Raw genomic sequence first — 26,808 nt, 5'->3', positions numbered from 1 at the left:
ACCTATAACGATTCGCCTGATGCCCACGACGTTTCATGAGATTCCCCGCAAGCGCCCGACCACGCCCCTGCTCGACCGTGCCAACACGCCGGACGGCCTGCGCCGGTTAGGCGAGGCCGAGCTGGAAACCCTGGCTAATGAGTTGCGCCTGGAATTGCTCTACACGGTCGGTCAGACCGGCGGGCATTTCGGTGCTGGCCTGGGCGTCATCGAGCTGACTATCGCGCTGCATTACGTCTTCGACACCCCGGACGACCGGCTGGTGTGGGACGTGGGTCATCAGGCCTATCCGCACAAAATCCTCACCGGCCGTCGCGAGCGCATGGGCACCCTGCGCCAGAAGGACGGCATTGCGGCTTTCCCGCGTCGTTCAGAGAGCGAGTACGACACCTTTGGCGTCGGCCACTCCAGCACCTCGATCAGCGCAGCGCTGGGCATGGCCATAGCCGCCCGCCTGCAAAACAGTGATCGCAAGGCAATCGCGGTGATCGGCGACGGCGCATTGACCGCTGGCATGGCCTTCGAGGCGCTGAACCATGCGCCGGAAGTGGACGCCAATATGCTGGTGATCCTCAACGATAACGACATGTCGATCTCGCGCAACGTCGGCGGGCTGTCGAACTATCTGGCGAAAATCCTTTCCAGCCGCACTTACGCGAGCATGCGTGAAGGCAGCAAAAAGGTCCTGTCGCGCCTGCCCGGCGCCTGGGAAATCGCCCGTCGCACCGAAGAATACGCCAAAGGCATGCTGGTTCCCGGCACGCTGTTTGAAGAGCTGGGCTGGAACTACATCGGCCCGATCGATGGCCACGACCTGCCGACCCTGATCGCTACCCTGCGCAACATGCGCGATCTGAAAGGCCCGCAGTTCCTGCACGTCGTCACCAAGAAAGGCAAAGGCTTCGCCCCGGCGGAAGTCGACCCGATCGGTTACCACGCGATCACCAAACTCGAACCGCTGGACGCTCCGGCCGCCGCGCCGAAGAAAGCGGGCGGACCGAAGTATTCCGGCGTATTTGGTGAATGGCTATGCGACATGGCCGCGTCTGATCCGCGTTTGGTGGGCATCACTCCCGCGATGAAGGAAGGCTCCGATCTGGTGGCCTTCAGCGAGCGTTTCCCGCTGCGCTACTTCGATGTGGCGATTGCCGAACAACACGCTGTGACCCTCGCTGCCGGCATGGCTTGCGAAGGCGCGAAACCGGTGGTGGCGATTTATTCGACGTTCCTGCAACGTGGCTACGACCAATTGATTCATGACGTCGCGGTGCAAAACCTCGACGTCCTGTTCGCCATCGACCGCGCCGGTCTGGTGGGCGAAGACGGCCCGACTCACGCGGGCAGCTTCGACCTGTCGTTCCTGCGCTGCATCCCCGGCATGCTGGTGATGACCCCGAGCGACGAAAACGAACTGCGCAAAATGCTTACCACCGGTCACCTGTTCAACGGCCCGGCGGCGGTGCGTTATCCGCGCGGCTCTGGCCCGAACGCGATGATCGAGAAAAACCTTGAGCCGATCGAAATCGGCAAGGGTGTGGTTCGTCGTCAGGGCAGCAAAGTCGCCCTGCTGGTGTTCGGCGTGCAACTGGCCGAGGCGCTGAAAGTCGCCGAGACGCTGGATGCCACCGTGGTCGACATGCGTTTCGTCAAACCGCTCGATGAAGCACTGGTTCGCGACATCGCTGGTAGCCATGAATTGCTGGTGACCATCGAAGAGAACGCGATCATGGGCGGTGCCGGTGGCGCCGTCAGCGAGTTTCTCGCCCGTGAAAACATCCTCAAGTCGATGCTGCACCTGGGCTTGCCGGACAGTTACGTCGAGCACGCCAAGCCTGCGCAAATGCTGGCCGAATGCGGACTGGATGAGGCCGGGATCGAAGCGTCGGTGCGTGAGCGTTTGCAACTGCTGAACATCTGACCTACTGGATACACGCAATACCCTGTGGGAGCGAGCCTGCTCGCGATAGCGGACTGACAGTCAACAATTCTTTGACTGACACACCGTCATCGCGAGCAGGCTCGCTCCCACATTGGTTTTTTGTGATCTTCAAATTTTGTTCGCTACAACGCGCCAACGGATTGCCCCATGAAACTCTCCCCCCTCGCCCTGACGCTGACGCTCCTGCCGGCCGGCCAACTGCTGGCCGACACCTTCGAACGCGATCAAGCCCTGAAGCTTCCCGACGTGCTGATCAGCGCCAACCGTCAGGTCGAAGCACGCAATGACAGCAGCGCCGCCAACACCGTGTTCACCCGCGAAGACATTGATCGTCTGCAACCAAGCAGCGTGACTGACTTGCTGCGTCGTGTACCGGGTGTGCAAGTCGGGCAAACCGGCGGGCGCGGCAGTCTGCCGGGGATTTACATTCGCGGCACCAAGTCGGCCCAAAGCCTGGTGCTGGTCGACGGCCAGCGCATCGGCAACGCCACCTCGGGCGACAGCAACCTGCAACACATCAACATCGAACAGGTCGAGCGCGTGGAAGTGTTGCGCGGCTCCCGCTCGGTGATTTATGGCAGCGATGCGATTGGCGGGGTGATCCAGATCTTCACCCGGCGCGGCGGCGAGCAAGGCCTGCAACCGCGAATGCACGTGAGCTTTGGCAGCCACCAGACCTGGGAACGCAGCCTCGGGCTGTCCGGCGGCGACGAGCAGACCCGATTCAACCTCGGCGCCAGCCTCGATGAAACCGCCGGCATCAATCGCACCCGCGAGTCGTATCCCAGCGATGGCGATCACGACGAGTACCGCAACCAATCGATGAGTTTGAGCCTGAGTCACGCCCTCACCGACGACATCGAAATCGGCGCCAACCTGCTGGATAACCGTGGCAAAAGTGAGTTCGACAATCCGTTCGGCCGCTTCGACATGGACACGTTCGAGTCAGTCCAGCAACAGCCCTACAGCGACTTCGCGGTGAGCAGCGTCAGCAGTTACGTCGATGCGCGGATCAATGACCTGTGGAAAACCCGCGTCGAGTTCGGCCACAGCGAAAACCGCGAGAAGACTTTGGACAAGCTCAGTGACGAACACAGCGTGTTCAACACTTACCGTGATTCGGTGAACTGGCAGAACGACCTGACCCTCGACGAGCGCAACAGCCTGATCCTCGGCGGCGACTGGTACGAGGACCGGGTCAACAGCAGCACGCCATTCGACGAGGACAGCCGCTGGAACCGTGCCGCGTTCATTCAGCATCATTACCAGGCGGACAGCTTCTCCACCGAATTGGGCCTGCGCCGCGATCAGAACCAGCAGTTCGGCGGCCAGAACAGCTGGAGCGGCACCTTCACCCTGCCGCTGAATCCGGACAACGATGTGCTGCTGACTTACAGCGAAGGCTTCCGCGCGCCGACGTTCAACGATCTGTATTACCCCGACTTCAGTAATGCGGACCTGAAACCCGAAACCTCGAAAAGCTATGAGCTGCAATGGCGCAGTCAATTGACCGACACCGCTCGCCTGGAAGCCTCGCTTTACCGTACGGACCTGGAAGACGCGATTATTTTCGGCAGTAACAACCAGCCGCAGAACGTCGCGCAGGCACGCATCAACGGTTTCGAAGCGGCGTTGAAACAGGAACTGTTCGGCTGGCAGAGCAACCTCGGCGTGGCGATCATCGACCCGCGGGATCGCGACAGCGGGCACACCCTGGCTCGGCGCGCGCGGCGGACCATGAGCCTGGATCTGGATCGGCAGTTCGACCGGCTAGGGCTCGGCGCCAGCTGGCAGGCTGTGAGCAGCAGCTATGACGATGAGAACAATCAGCAGCCGTTGGGCGGGTACGCGTTGCTGGGGTTGCGCAGCAGTTGGGAGTTGAATCGGGAGATCAAGCTTGAGCTGAAGGTCGATAACTTGCTGGACAAGGGTTACAGCCGGGCGCTGTACAGCCATGACGACAGTCAGAATGGGTATCGAGAGGAAGGTCGGGCGTGGATGTTTGGGGTGACCTGGACACCGGAATTCTAAAGACTGGCGCAGTCACCTGTGGCGAGGGGATTTATCCCCGTTCGGCTGCGAAGCAGTCGTAAACCTGTGGATGCGGTGTGACTGCAGCCATTGGGGGCCGCTTCGCAGCCCAACGGGGATAAATCCCCTCGCCACGTAAATCCCCTCACCACAGGTCACCGGTCGGGCGCAATCACCTGACATAACTTAGCCGTCGCATCGATCATCTGCCCGCTCGGCCGCTCCAGCCCCTTATCCGCTACCAACAACAATTGCCCCTGCACCACCGCTGCCACCTGCGGCCAGGCTTTCCACGCATCGAGTTGCGCCTGATCACTGGCCAGAATCACCTCGGGATTGCGCTGCAAAACCGCTTCAATACTGACCTGCGGCGCCGGCAGGGTCAGGTCGGCAAAGACGTTACGAGCCCCGCACACTTCAAGCGCATCGCTGATGATCTGCCCGCCGCCAACGGTGTACAGCGGCCGATCCCAGACCTGATAAAACACCCGCAATGGCAGCTCTCGACGATAACGCTGGCGCAACGAATCCAGCCGCTGACGCAACTTCTCGGCCAATGAAACACCACGTTCCGGACGGCCGAGTTGTGAGGCAATGGCCTCAATCTGCGCAGTGAGTTGTTCGAGGTTGTGAGGTTCAGCAACGTAGGTCGGGATGTTTAACCGCTTGAGTTGCTCACGCTGGGCCGGGCCAACGCTGCCGGGCCAGAGCAACAGCAGATCGGGCCGGAGGCTGAGCAACTGCTCCATGTCCAGCTGACCATAGCGGCCAACCGAAGGCAGGTGTTTGAGCTCGGCAGGACGCTCACCGGCATCCAGCACACCCACCAGCAGGTCGGCTGAACCCAGCTCAACAACGATTTCAGAGAGCGATGGCGCGAGGCTGACAACGCGTTCGACCGCAGCCGCCGGTCCACTGACGGCCAGCAGCAAAACCGCCAGCCAGACGGGCCGCATCAGCCGAGTTGACGCGGAATACGGTAGAGGTAAAACAGCACCAGGGTCGACAGCGCCAGCAGCATCAACGGCACGGCTTCGAGGCCGACGAACACCGCCAGCGCGCCGATCCAGGCCGGCAGGCCGGCAGCCAGGAACGCCGTGCGACGCTTGGCAGCCAAGGCGATCCAGGCAGCAGGTTCTTCTGGGGTATCGAGGGCTTTTTGAGTGGCGATCAGCGCGTGTTTGTAGCCGCCAAAGAATTTCAGGCTGACAAACATCGACGCCACACCGGCGATGAACAACGGCATCGCCAGCACCGGCAGGATCGCCTCGCTCTGGCCAAATACACCATTGATCACGAACAGCGGCACCAAGGCCAGCGCCAGGTATTGCCACCAATTGACGGACAGTCGCCGCCTGACCTGACCGCGGGTCACGCCCGGTCAGCCTCACCCTGGTGCTCGTTGCCCATCATGTGGTCGAGCTTGCTGGCCTTGGTGGCCAGGTAGAGTTTGTTGTGCGGGTTATGGCCGGTGTGCAGCGGCACGCGCTCGGCGACCACGATGCCCATGTCGGTCAAGGCTTTGACCTTGCGTGGGTTGTTGGTCATCAGACGCAGGGATTTCACGCCCAGGTGCTCCAGCATCGGCAGGCACATGGCGTAGTCGCGCTGATCGGCGGCAAAACCCAACTGTTCGTTGGCTTCAACAGTATCGGCGCCGCCATCCTGCAATTCATAGGCGCGGATCTTGTTCAGCAGGCCAATGCCGCGACCTTCCTGACGCAAGTACAGCAATACGCCACGGCCCTCACGGGCGATGGCCTGCAAGGCGGCCTCGAGTTGCGAGCCGCAGTCGCAACGCTGGCTGAACAAGGCATCGCCGGTCAGGCATTCAGAATGCAACCGGCCGAGTACCGGGGCACCATCGGCAAACTCACCCAGGCTCAGCACAACGTGCTCGCGCCCGTTTTCTTCATCGAGAAAGCCGTGCATGGTGAATTGCGCAAAAGGCGTTGGCAGCTTGGAAGCGGCGACAAAAACGACAGGCACCGGTGTGCTCCTGATCAATAAGTACTGGAGATTCGCAGACGCGGCATTGTAACAGCACGTTCCGACAGACGCTTAGGCTGAATTATGGGGCATAACAATCAAAAAGTTAGATCTCAAGCCATCACAGCCCCCCTGCGGGAGTGAGCCTGCTCGCGATTGCGGTCTGTCTTTCACCATTGATGTCGACTGATACACCGTCATCGCGAGCAGGCTCGCTCCCACAGGGTTAATCAAGCGCTGCAGGGTTCGCGCTTAGTTCGAGTCGAACGGATAGGGTTGTTTCCAGCGCTCGAAGATCGGTTTCAGCTGGCCGCTTTTCACCAGTTGCTCCATGCGTTGGTCGAACAGCGCCATCAGTGTCCGGGCCTTGGGGGTCTTGGCAAAGCACAGATACAACGGCAATTCCGCAATGTGAGTGCGACGGAACTGCGACGGATCCTTGGCCCGCTTGAGGACATAGTCGACTTCGGTCAGCGCGTCGATGTAAAAGTCGGCGCGGTTGCGGGTCAACATCGACAAAATCCCGGTACGCCGCAGTACTTCGTTATAGCGGCGTACGTTGGGCAGGTAATCCTGATAGTCGTAGCCGCGGACCCAGGCCAGTCGATAGTTGCCCAGGGTTTCCGGGGTCGGCGCGGGGTTGCTGGCCAGCCCCAGGGCATAGATGTGATCGGTATCGAAGTTCCAGCGCGGATAGAGCAGATCGCTGGACTCATCAAGATAGGAGCCGACACAGGCATCCACTTCGCCGCGCTGGGCCAGGCCCATGGAGCGCACGTAAGGTTCGCTGCGGATGTCCAGCTTGACCCCCGCTGGCTCGAAGACTTCGCGCAATACATCCCAGCCCAGACCGTGGCCATCGGCGGCGGTGTAGTCTTCCCAGTCTTCGCTGGCCAGATGAATCACCGACGGCGTTGTCACGGCATCGTCCGCCTGAACGAGCGAACTGAACACCGCAAAAACCATCGCCACCAACCAGCGCCGAGCCATCCCTAGTCCCCTGTTTCGCCACTCAGGCGAAAAACCAAACCAATCCCTGCATTCCCAGCCACGCAAACACCCCGGCCAATACATCATCGAGCATGATCCCGACGCCGCCATGCACATGCCGGTCGATCCAGCGAATCGGCCACGGCTTGAGGATGTCGAAGAAGCGGAACATCAAAAAACCCGCCAGCAACCAGTACCAACCTTCCGGCACCAGCCACAGGGTGATCCACATCCCGACCATTTCGTCCCAGACGATGCCTTCGTGGTCGTGCACCCGCAAATCGTCGGCGACCTTGCCGCACAGCCAGAAGCCAAACAGCATGGTGATGCCGAGCATCAGCCAGTAACCCCAATCGGGCAGCATCTGCCACAACGGAATAAAGGGTAGCGCAACTAACGACCCCCAGGTGCCCGGTGCTTTTGGCAAGGTGCCCGAGCCGAAGCCGAACGCCAGGAAGTGCCACGGATTGCGCCAGACCGACGGCGGTACGAATTCCGCCGGGACCTGTTTGGGATGATCTGTCACGGTGTCTCCCGAAAATGTTGATAGCCCCGGTTCTGCGGGGTGATGTCTTGTCCGTCGGCGTCAAGCAGCACTACGCCCTGCCCCGTCACAACACGGCCGACCACATGGATCGGCCAGCCATCGGCCACCAGTTTCGGTAACTCGACAGGGGGCAAGGTAAAGGCCAGCACGTAATCATCACCACCGCTCAGGGCCGCGACTTCTGCACCTGATTGACCGAGGAAGGCGACCAAAGCGTTCGACAATGGCAGCGTGTGCCGTTCAATCTGAATGCCGACCTTCGATGCCAGGGCAATATGTCCGCAGTCCGCGAGCAGCCCGTCGGAGATGTCCAGCGCCGAGGTGGCTTTGCCGCGTAGCGCCTGACCCAACGCGAGTTGCGGCTGCGGCGACCAGTAATGTGCCAGCAGCGGATCGGCGATGGTGGCTTCAGCCGTACGCTGACCGAGCACCAGCGGCAATGCCCCCGCCGCGTTACCAAGCTCACCGCCAACGCACAGCAAGTCGCCTGGCTGCGCACCACTGCGGGTCAACGCCAGACCCGCCGGCACACGACCGAACACGGTCATGGTCAGGCTCAACGGCCCTCGGGTGGTATCACCGCCCACCAGCGCCACACCGCAGCGCTGCGCCATGATGTTCAAACCACGGGCGTAGGCGTCCAGCCAATCGGCGGTCACCGTCGGCAAGGTCAGGGCAAGGGTAAAGGCAACGGGAGTGGCGCCCATGGCAGCCAGATCGCTGACGGCCACAGCCAGCGAGCGCTGACCGAGCAGAAACGGGTCGCAAGGATCTGCGAAATGCACACCGGCAACCAGTGTGTCGGTAGAAATGGCCAACTGCTCCCCGGGGGGAACAGCCAGCAAGGCGCAGTCATCGCCGATCCCGAGGGCAACGCCTTCGCCGCCCTGCGCACAGGGCGCGGCGGCGAAGAAATTGCGGATCAGCTCAAACTCGCCCATGGCATCTCCAAGCGCAGGTTAGCGCTTGAACGCCTTCACTTCAGCTTCACGCAGACGCGGGGCCAGCTTGTCGAGTACACCGTTGACGAACTTGTGGCCGTCGGTGGAACCGAAGACTTTCGCCAGCTCGATACCTTCGTTGATCACAACGCGGTACGGCACGTCGACGCGCTTGAGCAGTTCCCAGGTCGACAGGCGCAGGACGGCCAGTTCAACCGGGTCCAGCTCTTCGATGGTGATGTCCAGGCACGGCGTCAGTGCAGCGTCGATCTCAGGCTTGTGGGCCGGAACGCCATGCAGGATGTCGTGAAAGTAAGCGGCATCGACATCGCTGAAATCGTTATCGACCCGAAACTGCGCTTCGATCTCGTTCAAAGATTGCTTGGCCATGTGCCATTGGTACAGCGCCTGAGTCGCAAGCTGACGGGCTTCGCGACGCTTGACGCTTTTCGATGGCTTGCCGGCATCCGCAGGCTTTGGATCGCGCGGGTTGAAACGATCGCTTTCGTCGCTAATCACTTGGCCTCCAACTGCGCCAGCAGGCTGACCATTTCCAGAGCGGACAGGGCAGCTTCAGCACCTTTGTTACCGGCCTTGGTGCCGGAACGTTCGATGGCTTGCTCGATGGAATCAACGGTCAGCACGCCGAATGCGACTGGAACGCCGAACTCCATGGACACCTGGGACAGGCCCTTGGTGCATTCGCCAGCCACGTATTCGAAGTGCGGAGTACCGCCACGAATGACCGCGCCCAGGGCGATGATTGCCGCGTATTCGCCCTTCTGAGCGACTTTCTGCGCAACCAGCGGAATTTCGAAGGCGCCAGGTGCGCGGATGATGGTGATGTCGCTTTCGCTCACGCCGTGGCGAACCAGGGCATCAACTGCACCGCTGACCAGACTTTCAACGACGAAGCTGTTGAAACGGCCTACTACCAAAGCGTAGCGGCCTTTAGGGGCGATGAAGGTACCTTCGATGGTCTTCAGGGTCATTCGTTAGATCTCTTAAAGAGCCGGGACGCGTCTCGTACGCGTCCCTCAGTGATATTAGCCACGAATACACGGCCGGAAAAAACCGCATTGCTGCTCGACTACACCCCAGTGGCGAGGGGATTTATCCCCGTTGGGCTGCGTAGCGGCCCCTATTTTTGGACTGCTACACAGTCCAACGGAGGATAAATCCCCTCCCCACAATGGGTGAACACCAGCAATACGAATCTCCGGGTCATTATTCGGAGGGCACGTATTCTACAACTTCCAGATCGAAACCGGATATCGCATTAAATTTCATCGGCGCACTCATCAGGCGCATTTTGCGTACGCCCAGATCCCGAAGGATCTGCGAACCGGCACCCACGATGCTGTAGGTGGTCGGTTTTTTCGCCGGAACGTGCTCCACGGTTTCGCGGATATGCGCCAGCAACACATCGCCATCGAGCGGGTGACCGAGCAACAGCACCACGCCACTGCCAGCCTCGGCAACCGCGGCCATCGCGGCGCGCAGGCTCCAGCGGCCAGGTTGCTTGACCATCAACAGATCGCGCAGCGGGTCCATGTTGTGCACCCGAACCAGGGTCGGCTCTTCGGCGCACACGGTGCCCAAAGTCAGGGCCATGTGCACGTCGCCTTCCACGGAATCACGATAGGTCACCAGGTTGAATTGGCCCAGTTCGCTGTCCAGCGGCTGCTCGGCAATCCGCTGAACGGTACGTTCGTGGATCATCCGGTAGTGAATCAGGTCGGCGATGGTGCCGATCTTGATGTTGTGTTCGGCAGCAAACGCTTCCAGTTCCGCGCGGCGGGACATGGTGCCGTCGTCGTTCATCACTTCGCAGATCACGCCGCTCGGCTCGAAACCGGCCATGCGCGCCAGGTCGCACGCCGCTTCGGTGTGGCCGGCGCGAGCGAGGGTGCCGCCGGCCTGGGCCATCAGCGGGAAGATGTGGCCGGGGCTGACGATGTCTTCAGCCTTGGCTTCTTTCGCGGCGGCCGCTTGCACGGTGCGCGCACGGTCAGCAGCAGAGATGCCGGTGGTCACGCCGGTGGCTGCTTCGATGGACACAGTGAACTTGGTGCCGAAGCCGGAACCGTTGCGCGGCGCCATCAAAGGCAGCTTCAGCAGTTCGCAGCGCTCGCGGCTCATCGGCATGCAGATCAAGCCACGGGCGTGCTTGGCCATGAAGTTGATGTGTTCAGGCTGGCAGCACTCGGCGGCCATGATCAGGTCGCCTTCATTCTCGCGGTCTTCGTCATCCATGAGGATGACCATCTTGCCTTGGCGGATGTCTTCAACCAGTTCTTCGATGCTATTGAGCGCCACAAGGCACCCCCCTTCTTTCAAAATTGAGTTTCAGGAATTGAGGTAGCCGTTCTCGGCCAGAAAGCTTTCAGTAATGTTCCCGGACTTTGCTGGCTCTGCGGCCTTGTCGCCCAACAACAGGCGTTCCAGATAACGGGCAAGCAAGTCAACTTCAAGATTCACCCGGCGACCTGGCTGGTAAGACGCCATGATGGTTTCGCTCAGGGTGTGCGGAATGATGGTCAGCATGAACTCGGCGCCATCGACCGCGTTCACGGTCAGGCTGGTGCCGTCGACGGTGATCGAGCCTTTATGGGCGATGTACTTGGCCAGCTCTTTGGGCGCGCGGATGCGGAACTCCACAGCGCGAGCATTTTCGGTACGAGCAACCACTTCGCCCACGCCATCGACATGGCCGCTGACCAGATGCCCGCCGAGGCGGGTGGTCGGGGTCAGGGCTTTTTCCAGGTTCACCGGGCTGCCGCTTTTCAGATCATTCATGGCGGTGCAGTCGAGGGTTTCGCGACTGACGTCCGCCGCAAAGCCGTTGCCTGGCAACTCAACTGCTGTCAGGCACACGCCGTTGACCGCAATGCTATCGCCCAGTTTGACGTCGCTCAGGTCGAGCTTGCCGGTTTCTACGTGTACCCGCACATCTCCGCCTTTTGGGGTCAATGCACGAATACTGCCGATGGATTCGATGATGCCGGTAAACATGGAGTCCTCCTCGAGAACAGGGCCGTCGCGTGGCGCAGGCCCGGAATTATACGCTCGCTGCTGGCGAAGGAATGGCGATGACTCGCCAGTCATCGCCAACCGCGCGGATTTCGATGATTTTGAGTTCAGGCGCATCCTTCATTTGCGCGAGCGGCCAATCCAGCAACGGGCGCGCAGACGAACCTAAAAACTTGCCAGCGATGAAAATCTGAAACTCGTCCACCAGCCCTTGCTGAGCGAAAGCCCCGGCCAGACGCGGCCCCGCTTCGACCAACACTTCGTTGACTCCGCGATTGGCCAGTTCGACCAACAATTTGCGCAGGTCGACCAAGCCATCCTCGCCCGCCACAATCAAGCACTCAGGACCATGGGCGTATTGCTCCTCGATCGCCATGCACGTGGCGACCAGCGCCGGGCCAGCCTTGAAGAACGGGGCATCCAACGGCACTCGCAGACGGCCGTCGATCAACACACGCAGCGGCGGACGGCTCATGGCCAGGGCCGTTTGCTCAGGATCCAGGCCTAGTTCATCGGCACGCACGGTGAGACGGGCATTGTCCGCCAGCACCGTGTCGGCGCCGGTCAGCACCACGCTGGCCTGAGCGCGCAGGCGTTGTACCGCCGAACGCGCCGCAGGGCCGGTGATCCATTGGCTTTCGCCGCTTTCCATCGCCGTGCGACCGTCGAGGCTCATGGCCAACTTGACCCGCACGAACGGCAAGCCGTGTTCCATGCGCTTGAGGAAACCTTCATTGAGCTTGCGCGCGTCGCCTTCCAGCACGCCGCTTTCGGTAGCGATGCCAGCCTGGGCCAGGCGCTGCATGCCACGACCGGCAACCGACGGGTTCGGATCTTGCATCGCCGCGACGACCCGAGCCACACCGGCATGTACCAGCGCATCGGCACAAGGCGGCGTCCGTCCATGGTGGCTGCAAGGTTCGAGGGTCACGTAAGCGGTGGCGCCTCGAGCCTTATCACCGGCGGCACGCAGGGCGTGGACTTCGGCGTGGGGTTCGCCGGTGCGCACGTGCCAGCCTTCGCCGACAATTTGCCCGTCACGCACGATCACGCAGCCCACCCGAGGGTTGGGGTGTGTCGTGTAATGACCTTTGCGCGCCAGTTCCAGCGCGCGGGCCATGTAATGGGCGTCGAGGATGGCTTGTTCGGAAGTGGGGGTCATTCTTTCACCGGCTCTCTGGCCAGGCGATCGATCTCTTCGCGGAACTCGTTGAGGTCCTGGAAGCGCCGATACACGGAGGCGAAACGAATGTAGGCGACTTCGTCGAGCTTTTGCAGCTCGGCCATCACCAGTTCACCGACGACAAGGGATTTAACCTCTCGCTCACCGGTGGCGCGCAGTTTGTGTTTGATGTGCACCAACGACGATTCCAGGCGCTCGACACTCACCGGGCGCTTCTCCAGCGCACGCTGCATGCCGGCGCGGAGTTTTTCTTCGTCGAACGGCTGGCGGCTGCCGTCGGTTTTGATCAGGCGCGGCAACACCAGTTCGGCCGTCTCGAACGTCGTGAAACGCTCGCCGCAGGCCAGGCATTCACGCCGGCGGCGTACCTGTTCGCCCTCGGCGACCAGACGCGAGTCGATGACCTTGGTGTCGTTGGCACCGCAGAAGGGACAGTGCATGGTGGCAGGCAACAAAAAAAGGGAGGGCCATGGTAGCGCATCCCCGTGGCAAGACAAGCCATAGGGTTTGCGGTATACAGACGGGCTATAGAGCTAGATCCATGGATTTCACCTTGCTGGAGCCGAAAATGTCCCTAAGACCGCTCGTTTTGCTCAGTCTTTTCAGCCTGCTGGTGGCCTGCAGCAGCGATGCGCCCAAGCCCCAGCCGCCGACGCCAGGCCCCGCGCCACAGGCCGCGCAGAAGAAAGCCAGGGAATCGGCCAACCTCGGCCCATTGCCCGCGTATCAGCGTGAATTGAGCGGCACCCTGCAAGGCGTGCCGGCCGACGCCGAAGTCGAACTGGCGTTGCTGGTGATCGATGACAAGGGCCGCCCGCAACAATTGTTGGCCAGCTCCAGCCTGATCGGCACCAATCAGGTTCTGCCGTTTCATCTGCGATTCAATCCGGAATCCTTTCCGGTCGGTGCCCGCGTTGAACTGCGCGGCCGCGCCAGCCAGTCCGGCCAGCTAATTTTGCACCTGCCGCCGCAGATCATCACGCAGCCAACGACGCAAGTACTGGGTCAGCTGCAATTCGTCAAAGCCCCATGATTGCACCGCTCAACCTGCAACAGGCGCTAGGTGAACTGCTCGGTGACGCACAGCTGGTTGCCTGTGAATTGCCGGACACCGATCTGAAGCTTTGGCTGATCGACGGCGACAACATGGACCGCGCGTTCAGCCCGGAAGAAACCCGGCGAATTCTCCATGAGCCGCCTTATTGGAGTTTTTGCTGGGCCAGTGGGCTGGCGGTCGCCCGTTATCTCGCCCAGAACCCGCACTGGGTCGAGGGCAAACGGGTGCTGGATTTCGGCGCCGGTTCCGGGGTGGCGGGGATTGCGGCGGTAAAAGCCGGAGCGCTGGAAGTGGTGGCTTGTGACCTGGACCCGCTGGCGATTGCCGCGTGTCGGGCGAATGCCGAACTCAATGACGTACACCTTGATTACTCGACGGATTTTTTCACCGAAGCGGATCGGTTTGATCTGATTCTGGTGGCCGATGTGCTGTACGACCGGGCAAATCTGCCGTTGCTCGATGAATTCCTCAGTCGCGGGCAGCAAGCCCTGGTGGCGGATTCACGGGTGAGGGATTTTCGCCACCCGTTGTATGAACGCATCGAGATGCTGGAAGCGATGACCCTGCCCGATCTGGCCGAGCCCGAAGAGTTTCGGCATGTGAGCCTCTACCACGCCACCCGAGCCTGACCATTCCCACGCTCCGCGTGGGAATGCAGCCCGGGACGCTCCGCGTCACAAAGCGGACGCAGGGCGTCCATTGAGGCATTCCCACGCAGAGCGTGGGAACGATCGGTACTCTGGCTTCCGGCCACCCCCGCCAAGTCGTATAGTTGCCCCATTCACGCTTTCAAGAGATCCCCCATGAGTCAGGAAACGCCGTACATCTTCGACGCCACGACTGCCGATTTCGAGCAGTCGGTGATCGAGAACTCTTTCCACAAACCGGTGCTGGTGGACTTCTGGGCCGAATGGTGTGCGCCGTGCAAGGCGTTGATGCCGATGCTGCAAACCATCGCCGAGAGCTATCAGGGCGAGTTGCTGCTGGCCAAGGTCAACTGCGACGTCGAGCCGGACATCGTTTCGCGCTTCGGTATTCGTAGCTTGCCGACGGTGGTGCTGTTCAAGGACGGTCAGCCGGTGGATGGTTTTGCCGGTGCACAGCCGGAATCCGCCGTGCGCACAATGCTCGAACCTCACGTGCAAATGCCACCGCCGACGGCTGCCGATCCGTTTGAGCAAGCTCAGGCGCTGTTCGATGACAACCGCTTTGCCGATGCCGAAGCCATCCTCAAAGTGCTGTTGGGCGAAGACAACACCAATGCCAAGGCGCTGATTCTCTACGCTCGCTGCCTCACCGAACGTGGTGAGCTGGGCGAAGCGCAAATCGTGCTCGACGCGGTCAAGACCGATGAACACAAGGCCGCGCTGGCCGGCGCCAAGGCGCAGATCCAGTTTCTCGGCCAGGCCAAGGATTTGCCGGATGCGGCAGACCTGAAAGCGCGTCTGGCAAAAAACCCACAGGACGATGAAGCGGTTTATCAGCTGGCGATCCAGCAACTGGCCCGTCAGCAGTACGACGCGGCGCTGGATGGGTTGCTCAAGCTGTTCGTGCGCAATCGCAGCTACAGCGAAGGCCTGCCGCACAAGACCTTGCTGCAGGTGTTCGAACTGCTGGGCAACGATCACCCGCTGGTGACCACGTACCGTCGCAAGTTGTTTGCCGCGCTGTATTAACCCGTTCCGTAGGAGCACGGCTTGCCGGCGATGGCGATCTCAGGTACGCCATCGTCGGATCGCCGCCGGCAGCAAGCTGTGCTCCTACGCTGGCTCTTGCCAGCTGTAGAGCGGCGTATCGCCGCCGCTCGTCACTTTCACATCAGCGCAATGACGCAAACGCACCAGCAAGCGTTTGCCCGACGCCGCGCTACCGGTCAAACCTTCCAACTGATCCAGCAAATCCGGCCCGCTCAATTGCCCGGCCTTGCGCAGCAAATCCTTGGCGATCTGCCACAGCGCATCATCCTGATTGACCGGTTTTGCCGGCGCTGCACCGGCCTCCGGTTTCACCACCTGCAACTGCGCACCGAGCCGTGCCCAGTCGCCGTCATCCATCTCCAGCGTCAAATCCACCGGCCAGTCGCCGATGCTTCCGCGTATACGCAACATAAGTCTGCTCCTGCACATTTCTGGTTTGCATGCTCCCATGGGACTTGTGCAACGCCAAGCAGGCGGTCAAACTCTCTGCGCTTACGTTATAAGATTACATAACAAATTCTTCATTTTACTTTTCGGAGACCCGCCATGCGCCGTCTGCTTCTCGCTCTGCCGTTTGCCCTGTTGCCGCTGGCCATCGCCCACGCTGGCGATGAACATGATCATGAACACGGCAGCCTTGGCGCCCACGAACATGGTGTCGGTCGCCTGAACGCAGCGCTGGACGGACAGACCCTGGAGCTGGAGCTGGAAAGCCCGGCGATGAACCTGGTGGGTTTCGAACACGCCGCCACCACCGACGCCGACAAAGCCAAAGTCGCCGCGGTTCGTGCGCAACTGGAGAAACCGCAGGTTCTGTTCAACCTGCCGAAAGCCGCTGGTTGCGTGGTTGCGACTCAGGAACTGGAAAGTCCGCTGTTCGGCGACAAGCCAGATGCCGACGAAGAGGCCAAGGGCGAACATCACCACGACCACAGCGAAATCCACGCTCATTATCAATTCAGCTGCTCGGCACCGGGTGCGCTGAAAACCCTGGACCTGGCGAACATCTTCAACACCTTCCCGGCGACCCAGAAGATTCAGGTACAACTGATCAGCCCGAGCGGCCAACAAGGCGTAGAAGTGACGGCCAAGGCTGCCGCCCTGAAATTCTAAATTCACCGCAGAACCAATGTGGGAGCGAGCTTTGTGGCGAGGGGATTTATCCCCGTTGGACTGCGCAGCAGTCCCATTTTTTAGGGCCGCTTCGCGACCCAACGGGGCGGTGCGACGTTTCGCTAAATCCCCTCGCCACAAAGCTCACTCCCACAGGGGTTGGTGTTGGATGTGATATTGAGACAAGTACCCCAAAACCCATGAAATCGGCGCTATGACCCAAGCACTCATCGAACTGTCCGACCTGGGCTTCAGTTGGCCCGGTCATCCGCCGCTGCTGGATATCCCGGCGTTTCGCCTGGAACCCGGCGAAACCCTGTTCCTCAAAGGCCCCAGCGGCAGCGGCAAGACCACCCTGCTCGGCCTGCTCGGCGGTGTGCAGAAGCCCAATCGCGGCAGCATCCGATTGCTGGGCCAGAAGCTGAGCGAACTCTCAGCCGGCGCTCGTGACCGCTTCCGGGTCAATCACACTGGCTACATCTTCCAGCAGTTCAACTTGCTGCCGTTTCTTTCTGTGCGCGAGAACGTTGAGTTGCCCTGCCACTTTTCCAAACTGCGCGCCGAACGGGCGATCCAGCGTCACGGCAGCGTCGATCAGGCGGCGGCCACCCTCCTCGCCCACTTGGGTCTGAAGGACGAGAGCATCCTAAGCCGTCGCGCCGATTCGCTGTCCATCGGCCAGCAGCAACGGGTGGCCGCTGCACGCGCGTTGATCGGTCAGCCTGAATTGGTGATCGCCGACGAACCGACTTCGGCCCTGGACTACGACGCTCGCGAGAATTTCATTCGCTTGCTGTTCGCCGAATGCCGCGAAGCCGGGTCGAGCCTGCTGTTCGTCAGCCATGACCAAAGCCTGGCACCGCTGTTCGATCGCCACCTGTCGCTGGCCGATCTCAATCGCGCCGTCACCCCGTCCGAGGTCTGAGATGTATTTGTTTCGTCTAGCCATGGCCAGCCTGGCTAACCGCCGCTTCACCGCGATCCTCACCGCGTTCGCCATCGCCCTGTCGGTCTGCCTGCTGCTCGCGGTGGAGCGGGTGCGCACCGAGGCCAAGGCCAGTTTCGCCAGCACCATCAGTGGCACCGACCTGATCGTCGGCGCCCGTTCCGGCTCGGTGAACCTGTTGCTGTACTCGGTGTTCCGCATCGGTAACGCCACCAACAACATCCGCTGGGACAGCTTCGAACACTTTGCCAACAACCCGAAAGTGAAGTGGGCGATCCCGATGTCCCTCGGCGACTCCCATCGCGGTTACCGCGTGATGGGCACCACCGAGGCGTATTTCGAGCATTACCAATACGGTCATCAGCAACACCTGGAACTGGCCGACGGCCGCGCCTTCGCCGCCGACCCGTTCGAAGTGGTACTCGGTGCCGAAGTGGCCGATGCGCTGCATTACAAACTCGGCGACAAACTGGTGCTGGCCCACGGTGTGGCGGTGATCAGCCTGGTCAAGCACGACGACAAGCCGTTCACCGTGGTCGGTATCCTCAAACGCACCGGCACCCCGGTGGACCGCACGTTGCACATCAGCCTCGGCGGTATGGAAGCGATTCACATCGACTGGCATAACGGTGTGCCGGCGCGCGGCAATGGTCGGATCAGTGCCGATCAGACACGCAACATGGACCTGACGCCGCAAGCGATCACCGCGTTCATGCTCGGCCTCAACAGCAAGATTTCGACCTTCGCACTACAGCGTGAGATCAACGAATTCCGGGGTGAACCGATGCTGGCGATCCTGCCGGGCGTGGCGCTGCAAGAACTGTGGAGTTTGATGAGCACGGCGGAAAAAGCCTTGTTTGTGGTGTCGCTGTTCGTGGTGCTGACCGGACTGATTGGCATGCTCACGGCGATCCTCACCAGCCTCAACGAACGCCGTCGGGAGATGGCGATTCTGCGTTCGGTGGGCGCTCGACCGTGGCACATTGCGACGTTGCTGGTGCTGGAAGCGTTTGCCTTGGCGCTGTCGGGCGTGATTGCCGGTGTGGCGCTGTTGTATGTGGGCATCGCCTTGGCCCAAGGTTATGTGCAAGCCAATTACGGCTTGTACCTGCCGCTGGCCTGGCCGAGCGAATATGAATGGACGCTGCTCGGTGGCATCCTGATCGCCGCGTTGCTGATGGGCAGCGTGCCGGCCTGGCGTGCGTATCGCCAATCCCTGGCCGATGGCCTGTCGATCCGTTTATGAGGACGTTGAACATGCCCCGCGTTGTGCTTGCGCTGTTGATGCTGGTCGCCTTGCCCCTGTGGGCGGCCGAGCCGAAAGACCTGACCTGGTCAGAAATGATCCCACCGGACGCCGCGCCGGAAGTGCCGAACATGACGCCGCTGCACGACCTGTCACAGATGGGCAACGCGTTGGCCGCCGAGTCGGCGCCCGCGGCCAAGCAAGACATGCCCAATGCGCCGGTGGTGAAGAGTCTCGACGGTCAGAACATTCGGCTGCCGGGCTACATCGTGCCGCTGGAAGTGAGTGAAGAAGGTCGCACTACCGAGTTTCTGCTGGTGCCTTACTTCGGCGCCTGCATCCACGTGCCGCCACCGCCTTCGAATCAGATCGTGCATGTCAAAAGCGAGGTGGGTGTGAAGCTCGACGAGTTGTATCAGCCGTACTGGATCGAGGGGGCATTGCAGGTTAAAGCGTCCACCAGCGAATTGGCGGATGCCGGGTATCAGATGGAGGCCGACAAGATTTATGTGTATGAATTGCAGGAGTGAAACCGGTAGTTATGGGGTGTTTGTTAGATAGCCATCGCGAGCAGGCTCGCTCCCACATTTGATCTGTGCATCAACACAAATCCCCTGTGGGAGCGAGCCTGCTCGCGATGAGGCCCTCAAAGGTTCCACAAAAACCAGGGCCATCACTGTTTCATTGAGCTGAGTCAAAAGACCGTATCAGACGCCTCCGTACCATTGGACATCAAACATTTTTAACGTCCTTTGGAGCCCTCCATGCACAAGTCCTTGCTCAGCGCTTCGCTGTTTGCCCTCGCGCTCGCAGCACCGTTAGCCTACGCCCACGAAGCCGGCGATATCATCGTTCGTGCCGGTGCAATCACCGTCAACCCGAAAGCCGACAGCTCCAGCGTCAAGGTTGATCAAGGTCCGCTGGCCGGTACGAACCTGGGTGGCAAGGCCACCATGAGCAGCGACACGCAGCTGGGTCTGAACTTCGCTTACATGCTCGACAGCCACTGGGGGATCGAGCTGCTGGCGGCCTCGCCGTTCGAGCATGACGTGAAGCTCAAAGGCACCGCCCTGGGCGCAGCCAACGGCAAACTCGGTTCGCTGAAACACCTGCCACCGACGCTGAGCGTTGTGTACTACCCACTGGACTCGAAGTCGGCGTTCCAGCCGTATGTCGGTGCCGGTATCAACTACACCTGGATCTACGACGAGCACGTTGGCAGCGAAGCCAGCGCCAACGGCTTCAGCAATTTCAAGGCGGATAACTCCTGGGGCATGGCGTTCCAGGTCGGCGCCGATTACATGCTGACCGACACCATCATGATCAACGCCCAGGTGCGCTACATCGACATCGACACCACCGCGACCGTAGAAAACAACGCAGTGGCACAAGGCACTCGCGCCAAGGTCGATGTGGACGTAGACCCGTTCATCTACATGGTTGGCCTGGGTTACAAGTTCTAAACCCGCCACACAAAAAAAGGCGCCTCGAAAGGCGCCTTGATCGTTCCCACGCTCCGCGTGGGAATGCAGCCCGGGACGCTCCGCGTCCTATGCCGAAGCGGACGCAGAGCGTCCATTGAGGCATTCCCACGCAGAGCGTGGGAACGATCTATCAACCTCAGCGTCCCAACAACCGCGCCAGGCCGACACGCATCGGTGTCTGCTCGGGGTAGGTAAAGCGCTCCAGCAAACGCTGATTGTTCGCTCGCGAGTGGCGGATGTCACCGGAGCGCGCCGGGCTATAACTCACCGGCGGCAATGGACCGACCACCGCTTCAAGGGCTTCAAGCATTTGCTTGAGGGTCGTGGCCTGGTTCCAGCCGACATTGACCGCACCGACTTCGACCTGCGGCTTCTCGATCGCTTGCACCAGCAAGTCGACAAGGTCTTCGACATAGACGAAATCGCGAGTCTGCTCACCGTCACCGAACACAGTGATCGGCAGGCCCTTCTGTGCACGTTCGCTGAAAATGCTGATCACCCCGGAGTACGGCGAGGACGGATCCTGGCGCGGGCCGAAGATGTTGAAGAAGCGGAAAATCACCGGCTCCAGACCATGCTGACGACGGTAAAAATCGAAGTAATGCTCGCTCGCCAACTTGTCCGACGCGTAGGGCGTCAACGGTGCCTTGGGCGTGTCTTCGTCGATCGACTCGCCTTCGCCATTGTTGCCGTAGACCGCTGCACTGGACGCATACAGCACCCGCTTGACGCCGGCCTGGCGCATGGCTTCGCAGACATTCAGCGAACCAATGAAATTGCTCTGGTGAGTCTTCACCGGATCATCCACCGACGCCTGCACCGACGCCACGGCAGCAAGGTGCGCCACCGCGCTGCAACCGACCATCGCCCGCGCGACCAGCGCGGCATCGGCGACATCCCCCACGATCAGTTCGACGTCGGGATTGTCCAGTGGCAAGTTGCTGCGTTTGCCTGTGGAGAGGTCATCGAGGATGCGCACCGAATGGCCCTTGGCGAGTAACGCATCGGTGAGGTGCGAGCCGATGAAACCGGCGCCGCCGGTGATTAAAACAGGGCCGTCAGCCATGGCGATAAAACCTATCCAGTAAGCCCGGGAGTGCCGCACGCCAGGCGCGGGGCTTGATCCCGAAAGTGTGCAGAATTTTCTTGCAGGCCAGCACCGCGTGTTGCGGTTCTTCGGCGGCGTCGGGCCGGGCGGCGTGAGCCTGGGCGGTCGGCGCTTCGATGGCCAGCGGATGCAGGGCGCGTGCTTCGGTGAGGATCGCCTGCCCAAGCGCCAGCGGCGTGGTCGCCTCATGCCCGGCGTAATGATAGGTGCCCCACAGCGGCGCCGAGCAATCGAGTTGCTTGAGGACCGAGATGATCACTCGGGCGGCGTCATCCACCGGCGTCGGATTGCCCCGGCGGTCATCGGCCATCAGCAATTCTTCCGGTAGTTCGGCGCGACCGAGGAAACGCCCGAGGGTGCCGTCGGGGCTGTCATCCAGCAACCAGCCGAATCGCAGCAACACGTGTTGCGGGCAGGTGGCGCGAACGCTTTGTTCGATCCGCCACAAGGCCTGACCGCGCAGGCCCAAGGGTACCGGCTCGTCTTTTTCGCTGTAGGCCGTCGCCCGGGAACCATCGAACACCCGATAGCTCGACGGTTGCAGCAGCACGATGTTGTGATGCTGGCACAGTTCGGCCAGACGCTCGATCGCCCGTTCCTGCCCGGCCAGACGCTGTTCGCTGACCGTCTCCGCCTGAAACCAGTCGAAGTAATAGGCGAGGTTGATCAACGCGTCTGGACGAGTGTCGTCGAGCAGTTGCGTCAGGCTCGCGGCGTCCCAGCCGTCTTGCGGTGGGCGGGGGGCGAGGAAGCCGATATCTTCCTCCGCACCGAGGCGAATCAGCGCCTGCCCAAGGGCATTTCCGCCGCCCAGTAACATAAGGCGCATTCGCATAGAGTCAGCAGGCCCAGTCTGATTGAAACAATGGCTTTATCGACACCGCTCGGGGGCGATGCCGTCGATAGTTGCCGGAATCGTTGCATTTTGCGGGTTTAGTGCGCAACCGTCATCCGTAAAGTGTAGATCCCTGAGATATGCGCCGCCTGTTCAGGCCCTTTCGCGAGCAAGCCCGCTCCCACAAGGGATGTGTGGCGCATACAAATCCAATGTGGGAGCGAGCCTGCTCGCGATGAGGCCATAAGGATCGACGCAGATCCCGAGTGGTACTTGCAACTTCCCCGCCTCACCCGCATAAATCAGGACATGAATCTGCCAATCCCGACGGACAGCGCCCTGGCAGGCTTCCACCCCGCCGTCAGCGCCTGGTTCAGCAGCACCTTCCCGACGGTCACCGCCGCCCAGGCCCGGGCGTGGCCGTTGATCCGCCAGCACCGTTCGACCCTGGTCGCCGCACCCACGGGCTCCGGCAAGACCCTCACCGCGTTCCTCGCCGTCATCGACGATCTGGTCCACCGCGGCCTGGAAACTGAAGGCGGATTGCCGGATGAAACCCTGGTGGTCTACGTTTCACCGCTAAAGGCCTTGTCCAACGACATTCAGATCAACCTGCAAAACCCGCTGGCCGGCATCACCGAGCAGTTACGCGAGATGGGCCTGCCGCAATTGCAGATCAACACTGCCGTGCGCACTGGCGATACACCGCAAAAAGACCGCTCGGCGATGCGCAAGACCGCGCCGCACATTCTGGTGACCACCCCGGAATCCCTTTACGTATTGCTCGGCTCCGACTCCGGTCGACAAATGCTCAGCACCACGCGCACGGTGATCGTCGACGAAATTCACGCGATCGCCGCCAGCAAGCGCGGCAGCCACCTGGCCCTGAGCCTCGAACGACTGCAAGCGTTGTGCGCGCAACCGCTGATGCGGATCGGCCTGTCTGCCACGCAAAAACCCATTGAAGCCGTCTCGCAATTTCTGGTTGGCCGTGATCGTGAGTGCGAAATCATCGACATCGGCCACGCCCGCCCGCGGGATCTGGACATCGAGGTGCCGCCCGTGCCGTTGTCGGCGGTGATGGCCAATGACATCTGGGAACTGGTCTACGACCGCCTCGCCGCCCTCGCCCGCGAACACCGCACCACGCTGATTTTCGTCAACACCCGACGCCTCGCCGAACGCCTGAGCCGTCACTTGAGCGAACGCCTCGGCAAGGACGCGGTGGCCGCCCACCACGGCAGTCTGGCCAAGGAGTTTCGTCTCGACGCCGAACAGCGCCTCAAGCGCGGCGAGCTGCAAGTGTTGATCGCCACGGCGTCCCTGGAACTGGGGATCGATATCGGCGATGTCGACTTGGTCTGCCAGATTGCCTCGCCGCGTTCGATTGCCGGGTTTCTGCAACGGGTCGGCCGCTCCGGGCACCAGGTCGGCGGCACGCCCAAGGGCCGTTTGTTCGCCACCACCCGCGACGACCTGATCGAGTGCGCCGCCCTGCTCGACTGCGTGCGGCGTGGCGAACTCGACACCTTGCTGATCCCCAAGGCGCCGCTGGATGTACTCGCGCAACAAATCATCGCCGAGGTCAGTTGCCAGGAATGGCAGGAGCAGGCGCTGCTGGAGATGTTTCGCAACGCCTCGCCCTACAGCGAACTCGACGAAAAACATTATCAAGCGCTGCTGCAGATGCTCGCCGAAGGCTACAACGGTCGCCTGGGCATCCGCAGCGCTTACCTGCATCGCGACGCTGTAACCCGGACCCTGCGCGGTCGCCGGGGCGCCAAGCTGACGGCCGTGACCAGCGGCGGGACGATCCCGGACAACGCCGATTACAGCGTTTTACTCGAACCCCAAGGGTTGAACATCGGCAGCGTCAACGAAGACTTTGCGGTGGAAAGCATTGCCGGCGATATCTTCCAATTGGGCAACACCTCCTACCGGATTCTGCGCGTTGAAACCGGCAAGGTCCGGGTCGAAGACGCTCAAGGCCAACCGCCGACCATTCCATTCTGGCTCGGCGAAGCCCCAGGACGCAGCGCGGAACTGTCGTTCGCCGTGGCCCGCCTGCAAGCGCAACTCGATGCGCTGCTCGGCGCCACACCCGGTCACTTGCAGCCCGCGACCGACTGGCTGACCGACACCCTCGGTCTGAACTTGGCCAGTGCCGAACAATTGGTCGATTACCTGGCCCGTGCGCGCCTGACATTGGGCGCCCTGCCGTCACAAGACACGTTGCTGATGGAGCGGTTTTTCGACGAGTCCGGCGGCACGCAATTGATCATTCACACGCCGTTCGGCAGCCGCATCAACCGCGCCTGGGGCCTGGCCTTGCGCAAGCGTTTTTGCCGCACCTTCAACTTCGAATTGCAGGCCGCCGCCAGCGAAGACGCCATCGTGCTGTCGCTGTCCACCGGCCACAGTTTTGAACTCGACGATGTCTGGCGCTATCTGCACAGCAACAGCGCCGAGCACACCCTGATCCAAGCCGTGATCGAGGCCCCACTGTTCGGTGTGCGCTGGCGTTGGAATGCCGGGGTCGCGCTGGCGCTGCCACGCTACAGTGGCGGGCGCAAAGTCCCGCCGCAGATCCAGCGGATGAAAAGCGAAGACCTGATCGCCAGCGTATTTCCCGATCAGATGGCCTGCGTGGAAAACCTCGCCGGCGAACGGGAAATTCCCGACCATCCACTGGTGGAACAAACCCTCGACGATTGCCTGCACGAAGCCATGGACAGCGAAGGCTGGCTGGCGTTGTTGCGGCGCATGGAACGCGGTGACATCCGCCTGATCAGCCGCGACCTGCCAGCGCCTTCACCGCTGGCAGCGGAAATTCTCAGCGCCCGGCCCTACACCTTTCTCGACGATGCGCCGCTGGAAGAGCGCCGCACTCAGGCAGTGCTCAACCGCCGCTGGAGCGATCCACAGTCCACCGACGACCTCGGGGCGCTGGATGCTGAGGCGATTGAAGCGGTGCGCGAGGAAGCCTGGCCAACGCCCACTGGCGTCGATGAAATGCATGAGGCGTTGATGAGCCTCGCATGCATCGCCGCCGCCGAGGCCCAGGCTAATCCAGACTGGCTCGATTGGCTGAACGCCCTGGCCGACAGCGGTCGCGCCAGCCGCTTGCAAGTCAATACCGGGCAAGTTCTGTGGTTGGCACTGGAGCGGCTGACTTGCCTGAACGCGATGTATCCACACGCGATTTTGCAGCCACCGTTGCAGGCGTTGCCCGGGTTCGATGAAGTCTGGACGACGGACGAAGCGGTGCTCGAAGTGATCCGTGCGCGACTCAGCGCATTCGGTCCGCTACCGCTGAACGCGATTGCCGAACCGCTCGGACTACCGGCAACTCAAGTCACCCAGGCGTTGGCGCAACTGGAACGCGAAGGCTATGTGTTGCGCGGTCAATTCACCCCTGGCACGGCTGAGGAAGAATGGTGCGAGCGCCACCTGCTGGCGCGGATTCACCGCTACACCGTCAAGCGTCTGCGGCGGGAAATCGAGCCCGTGGCGTTGCAGGATTTCATGCGTTTCCTGTTCGACTGGCAGCATCTGTCCGCTGCAACTCAGGGTCAGGGCAACGCAGTATTGCCCGCGATAGTCGGTCAGTTCGAAGGCTACCCCGCCGCCGCTTCAGCCTGGGACAGCGATATTCTGCCGGCGCGAATAAAAGACTATTCAGCGAGTTGGCTGGATGACCTGTGTCGCAGCGGCAAACTGGTCTGGACGCGGCTGACCGCACGCAACAAAAGCGCCAGCACGGCGCTGCGCAGCACACCGATTCTGCTGCTGCCGCGCAGTCAGGTCGGATTGTGGAGCGGATTGACCGAGCAGACGCCGGTCAGCGAACTGTCACCCAAGACGCAAAAAGTTTATGAAGCTTTGAGCCAACACGGCGCGCTGTTTTTCGATGAGCTGACTCACGAGGCTCATCTGCTGCGCTCGGAACTGGAAATCGCCTTGCAGGAATTGGTCGGCGCCGGGTTGGTGAATGCCGACAGCTTTGCCGGTCTGCGAGCGCTGATCACCCCGGCCAGCAAGCGCCAGAATCGCAGCAGCCGACGCGGGCGCGGAGCGTTTGTCGGCGGGATGGACGATGCCGGGCGCTGGGCCTTGCTGCGACGCGGCGCGCAAGCTCCGGTTGTGGATGACAAACGTCCGGCACCGACGCCGACCGACACCCTTGAACATATCGCCATGACCTTGCTCCGACGCTACGGCGTGGTGTTCTGGCGCTTGCTGGAACGTGAAGCGGATTGGTTGCCGAGCTGGCGGGAATTGCTGCGCACGTTCCATCGGCTGGAAGCTCGGGGCGAGATTCGCGGCGGAAGGTTTGTCAGTGGCTTGGCCGGTGAACAGTTTGCGCTGCCCGAGGCCATACCCTTGCTGCGCGAGGTGCGGCGACGGCCGCATGACGGGAGTTTGATTGCCGTGTGCGGAGTTGATCCGCTGAACCTCGCCGGGACGCTTTTACCGGGTGCAAAAGTACCGGCATTGGCGAGTAATCGATTGGTGTATCGCGATGGGTTGCCGGCCGCTGCCGAAATTGCGGGCAAGCAGCATTTCTGGTTGGAGCTGGATCAGCAATCGACTGCCGAACTGCACAACAAATTGATCCGGCATTAGCGCTGCCAGGTCTGGCCCCTTCGCGAGCAGGCTCGCTCCCACA

At 61.4% G+C, this 26,808-nt stretch carries 26 protein-coding genes; 11 read left to right on the top strand and 15 right to left on the bottom strand.

Annotated features, from left to right (window positions below; all coding sequences use genetic code 11):
- Window positions 1-19: 19 nt before the first annotated feature.
- Window positions 20-1,918, top strand: a complete 1,899-nt coding sequence (dxs, locus tag IB252_RS26490) for a 1-deoxy-D-xylulose-5-phosphate synthase (RefSeq protein WP_192410793.1) — start codon at window positions 20-22, stop codon at window positions 1,916-1,918.
- Window positions 1,919-2,086: 168 nt separating this feature from the next.
- Window positions 2,087-3,970: a TonB-dependent receptor domain-containing protein gene (locus IB252_RS26485; RefSeq protein WP_192410792.1), complete on the top strand. Its 1,884-nt coding sequence runs from the start codon at window positions 2,087-2,089 to the stop codon at window positions 3,968-3,970.
- Window positions 3,971-4,125: 155 nt separating this feature from the next.
- On the opposite strand, the gene IB252_RS26480 is transcribed toward IB252_RS26485, so the two are convergent.
- The 12 genes from IB252_RS26480 to nrdR all read right to left on the bottom strand — a co-directional run bounded on the left by IB252_RS26480 (window position 4,126) and on the right by nrdR (window position 13,093).
- Window positions 4,126-4,926: a cobalamin-binding protein gene (locus IB252_RS26480; protein ID WP_192410791.1), complete on the bottom strand. Its 801-nt coding sequence runs from the start codon at window positions 4,924-4,926 to the stop codon at window positions 4,126-4,128.
- Window positions 4,926-5,345: a hypothetical protein gene (locus tag IB252_RS26475; protein ID WP_033059418.1), complete on the bottom strand. Its 420-nt coding sequence runs from the start codon at window positions 5,343-5,345 to the stop codon at window positions 4,926-4,928. The genes IB252_RS26480 and IB252_RS26475 overlap by 1 nt, the downstream gene beginning before the upstream one ends.
- A complete protein-coding gene (gene ribA / locus IB252_RS26470; protein WP_111451202.1) occupies window positions 5,342-5,959 on the bottom strand; it encodes a GTP cyclohydrolase II in 618 nt (205 codons plus the stop codon). The genes IB252_RS26475 and ribA overlap by 4 nt, the downstream gene beginning before the upstream one ends.
- A 252-nt stretch (window positions 5,960-6,211) precedes the next feature.
- Entirely contained in the window at window positions 6,212-6,949 is a 738-nt protein-coding gene (locus tag IB252_RS26465) for a substrate-binding periplasmic protein (RefSeq protein ID WP_111451203.1), read from the bottom strand.
- Window positions 6,950-6,971: 22 nt separating this feature from the next.
- On the bottom strand, window positions 6,972-7,475 hold the full coding sequence (locus IB252_RS26460) for a phosphatidylglycerophosphatase A (RefSeq protein WP_008153532.1): 504 nt from the start codon (window positions 7,473-7,475) through the stop codon (window positions 6,972-6,974).
- The gene (gene thiL, locus IB252_RS26455) at window positions 7,472-8,437 is read right to left on the bottom strand and encodes a thiamine-phosphate kinase (RefSeq protein WP_192410790.1); all 966 of its coding nucleotides are present in this window, start codon (window positions 8,435-8,437) and stop codon (window positions 7,472-7,474) included. The genes IB252_RS26460 and thiL overlap by 4 nt, the downstream gene beginning before the upstream one ends.
- A gap of 18 nt (window positions 8,438-8,455) precedes the next feature.
- Window positions 8,456-8,956, bottom strand: coding sequence for a transcription antitermination factor NusB (gene nusB / locus IB252_RS26450; protein WP_008153530.1), 501 nt, complete (start codon window positions 8,954-8,956; stop codon window positions 8,456-8,458).
- The gene (ribE, locus tag IB252_RS26445; RefSeq protein WP_074871273.1) at window positions 8,953-9,429 is read right to left on the bottom strand and encodes a 6,7-dimethyl-8-ribityllumazine synthase; all 477 of its coding nucleotides are present in this window, start codon (window positions 9,427-9,429) and stop codon (window positions 8,953-8,955) included. Before ribE ends, nusB begins: the two co-directional genes overlap by 4 nt.
- Before the next feature lie 235 nt (window positions 9,430-9,664).
- On the bottom strand, window positions 9,665-10,756 hold the full coding sequence (gene ribBA / locus IB252_RS26440; RefSeq protein WP_192410789.1) for a bifunctional 3,4-dihydroxy-2-butanone-4-phosphate synthase/GTP cyclohydrolase II: 1,092 nt from the start codon (window positions 10,754-10,756) through the stop codon (window positions 9,665-9,667).
- A gap of 30 nt (window positions 10,757-10,786) precedes the next feature.
- Entirely contained in the window at window positions 10,787-11,452 is a 666-nt protein-coding gene (locus IB252_RS26435) for a riboflavin synthase (RefSeq protein WP_192410788.1), read from the bottom strand.
- Between the two features lie 46 nt (window positions 11,453-11,498).
- The gene (gene ribD / locus IB252_RS26430; protein WP_192410787.1) at window positions 11,499-12,632 is read right to left on the bottom strand and encodes a bifunctional diaminohydroxyphosphoribosylaminopyrimidine deaminase/5-amino-6-(5-phosphoribosylamino)uracil reductase RibD; all 1,134 of its coding nucleotides are present in this window, start codon (window positions 12,630-12,632) and stop codon (window positions 11,499-11,501) included.
- A complete protein-coding gene (gene nrdR, locus IB252_RS26425; RefSeq protein ID WP_003228656.1) occupies window positions 12,629-13,093 on the bottom strand; it encodes a transcriptional regulator NrdR in 465 nt (154 codons plus the stop codon). Before nrdR ends, ribD begins: the two co-directional genes overlap by 4 nt.
- A gap of 128 nt (window positions 13,094-13,221) precedes the next feature.
- Between nrdR and IB252_RS26420 the strand changes: the two genes are divergently transcribed.
- The 3 genes from IB252_RS26420 to trxA all read left to right on the top strand — a co-directional run bounded on the left by IB252_RS26420 (window position 13,222) and on the right by trxA (window position 15,386).
- Window positions 13,222-13,686, top strand: coding sequence for a hypothetical protein (locus IB252_RS26420; protein WP_111451242.1), 465 nt, complete (start codon window positions 13,222-13,224; stop codon window positions 13,684-13,686).
- Window positions 13,683-14,339 carry a class I SAM-dependent methyltransferase gene (locus IB252_RS26415; protein ID WP_192410786.1) on the top strand — a complete coding sequence of 219 codons (657 nt, stop codon included), beginning with the start codon at window positions 13,683-13,685 and terminating at the stop codon, window positions 14,337-14,339. Before IB252_RS26420 ends, IB252_RS26415 begins: the two co-directional genes overlap by 4 nt.
- Before the next feature lie 174 nt (window positions 14,340-14,513).
- Complete coding sequence (trxA, locus tag IB252_RS26410; protein ID WP_192410785.1) at window positions 14,514-15,386, top strand: thioredoxin; 873 nt, start codon at window positions 14,514-14,516, stop codon at window positions 15,384-15,386.
- Window positions 15,387-15,470: 84 nt separating this feature from the next.
- Here trxA and IB252_RS26405 read toward each other — a convergent pair whose 3' ends face one another.
- Window positions 15,471-15,818 (bottom strand): hypothetical protein, encoded by a 348-nt coding sequence (locus tag IB252_RS26405; protein ID WP_192410784.1) that lies wholly within the window; start codon window positions 15,816-15,818, stop codon window positions 15,471-15,473.
- 135 nt (window positions 15,819-15,953) lie between these two features.
- On the opposite strand from IB252_RS26405, the gene IB252_RS26400 reads away from it, so the two are divergent.
- The 5 genes from IB252_RS26400 to IB252_RS26380 all read left to right on the top strand — a co-directional run bounded on the left by IB252_RS26400 (window position 15,954) and on the right by IB252_RS26380 (window position 20,175).
- Window positions 15,954-16,520, top strand: coding sequence for a DUF2796 domain-containing protein (locus tag IB252_RS26400; protein WP_192410783.1), 567 nt, complete (start codon window positions 15,954-15,956; stop codon window positions 16,518-16,520).
- 214 nt (window positions 16,521-16,734) lie between these two features.
- Window positions 16,735-17,445 carry an ABC transporter ATP-binding protein gene (locus tag IB252_RS26395; RefSeq protein ID WP_192410782.1) on the top strand — a complete coding sequence of 237 codons (711 nt, stop codon included), beginning with the start codon at window positions 16,735-16,737 and terminating at the stop codon, window positions 17,443-17,445.
- Between the two features lies 1 nt (window position 17,446).
- On the top strand, window positions 17,447-18,712 hold the full coding sequence (locus IB252_RS26390; RefSeq protein WP_192410781.1) for an ABC transporter permease: 1,266 nt from the start codon (window positions 17,447-17,449) through the stop codon (window positions 18,710-18,712).
- 11 nt (window positions 18,713-18,723) lie between these two features.
- A complete protein-coding gene (locus IB252_RS26385) occupies window positions 18,724-19,242 on the top strand; it encodes a DUF3299 domain-containing protein (protein WP_192410780.1) in 519 nt (172 codons plus the stop codon).
- Between the two features lie 234 nt (window positions 19,243-19,476).
- On the top strand, window positions 19,477-20,175 hold the full coding sequence (locus IB252_RS26380) for an OmpW/AlkL family protein (protein ID WP_111451213.1): 699 nt from the start codon (window positions 19,477-19,479) through the stop codon (window positions 20,173-20,175).
- 157 nt (window positions 20,176-20,332) lie between these two features.
- Here the strand turns inward: IB252_RS26380 and IB252_RS26375 are convergent, their stop codons facing one another.
- Both IB252_RS26375 and IB252_RS26370 read right to left on the bottom strand, forming a co-directional pair.
- Complete coding sequence (locus IB252_RS26375) at window positions 20,333-21,262, bottom strand: NAD-dependent epimerase/dehydratase family protein (protein ID WP_192410779.1); 930 nt, start codon at window positions 21,260-21,262, stop codon at window positions 20,333-20,335.
- Complete coding sequence (locus tag IB252_RS26370) at window positions 21,255-22,139, bottom strand: sugar nucleotide-binding protein (protein ID WP_046047341.1); 885 nt, start codon at window positions 22,137-22,139, stop codon at window positions 21,255-21,257. Before IB252_RS26370 ends, IB252_RS26375 begins: the two co-directional genes overlap by 8 nt.
- A gap of 309 nt (window positions 22,140-22,448) precedes the next feature.
- On the opposite strand from IB252_RS26370, the gene IB252_RS26365 reads away from it, so the two are divergent.
- Window positions 22,449-26,765 (top strand): DEAD/DEAH box helicase, encoded by a 4,317-nt coding sequence (locus IB252_RS26365; protein ID WP_192410778.1) that lies wholly within the window; start codon window positions 22,449-22,451, stop codon window positions 26,763-26,765.
- Window positions 26,766-26,808 lie beyond the last annotated feature (43 nt).

It is taken from the genome of Pseudomonas sp. PDM10 (genome assembly GCF_014852295.1).
GTDB lineage: Bacteria > Pseudomonadota > Gammaproteobacteria > Pseudomonadales > Pseudomonadaceae > Aquipseudomonas.
Note: the sequence above shows the minus strand (reverse complement) of the source record. Positions and strands in the feature narration are given on the sequence as shown.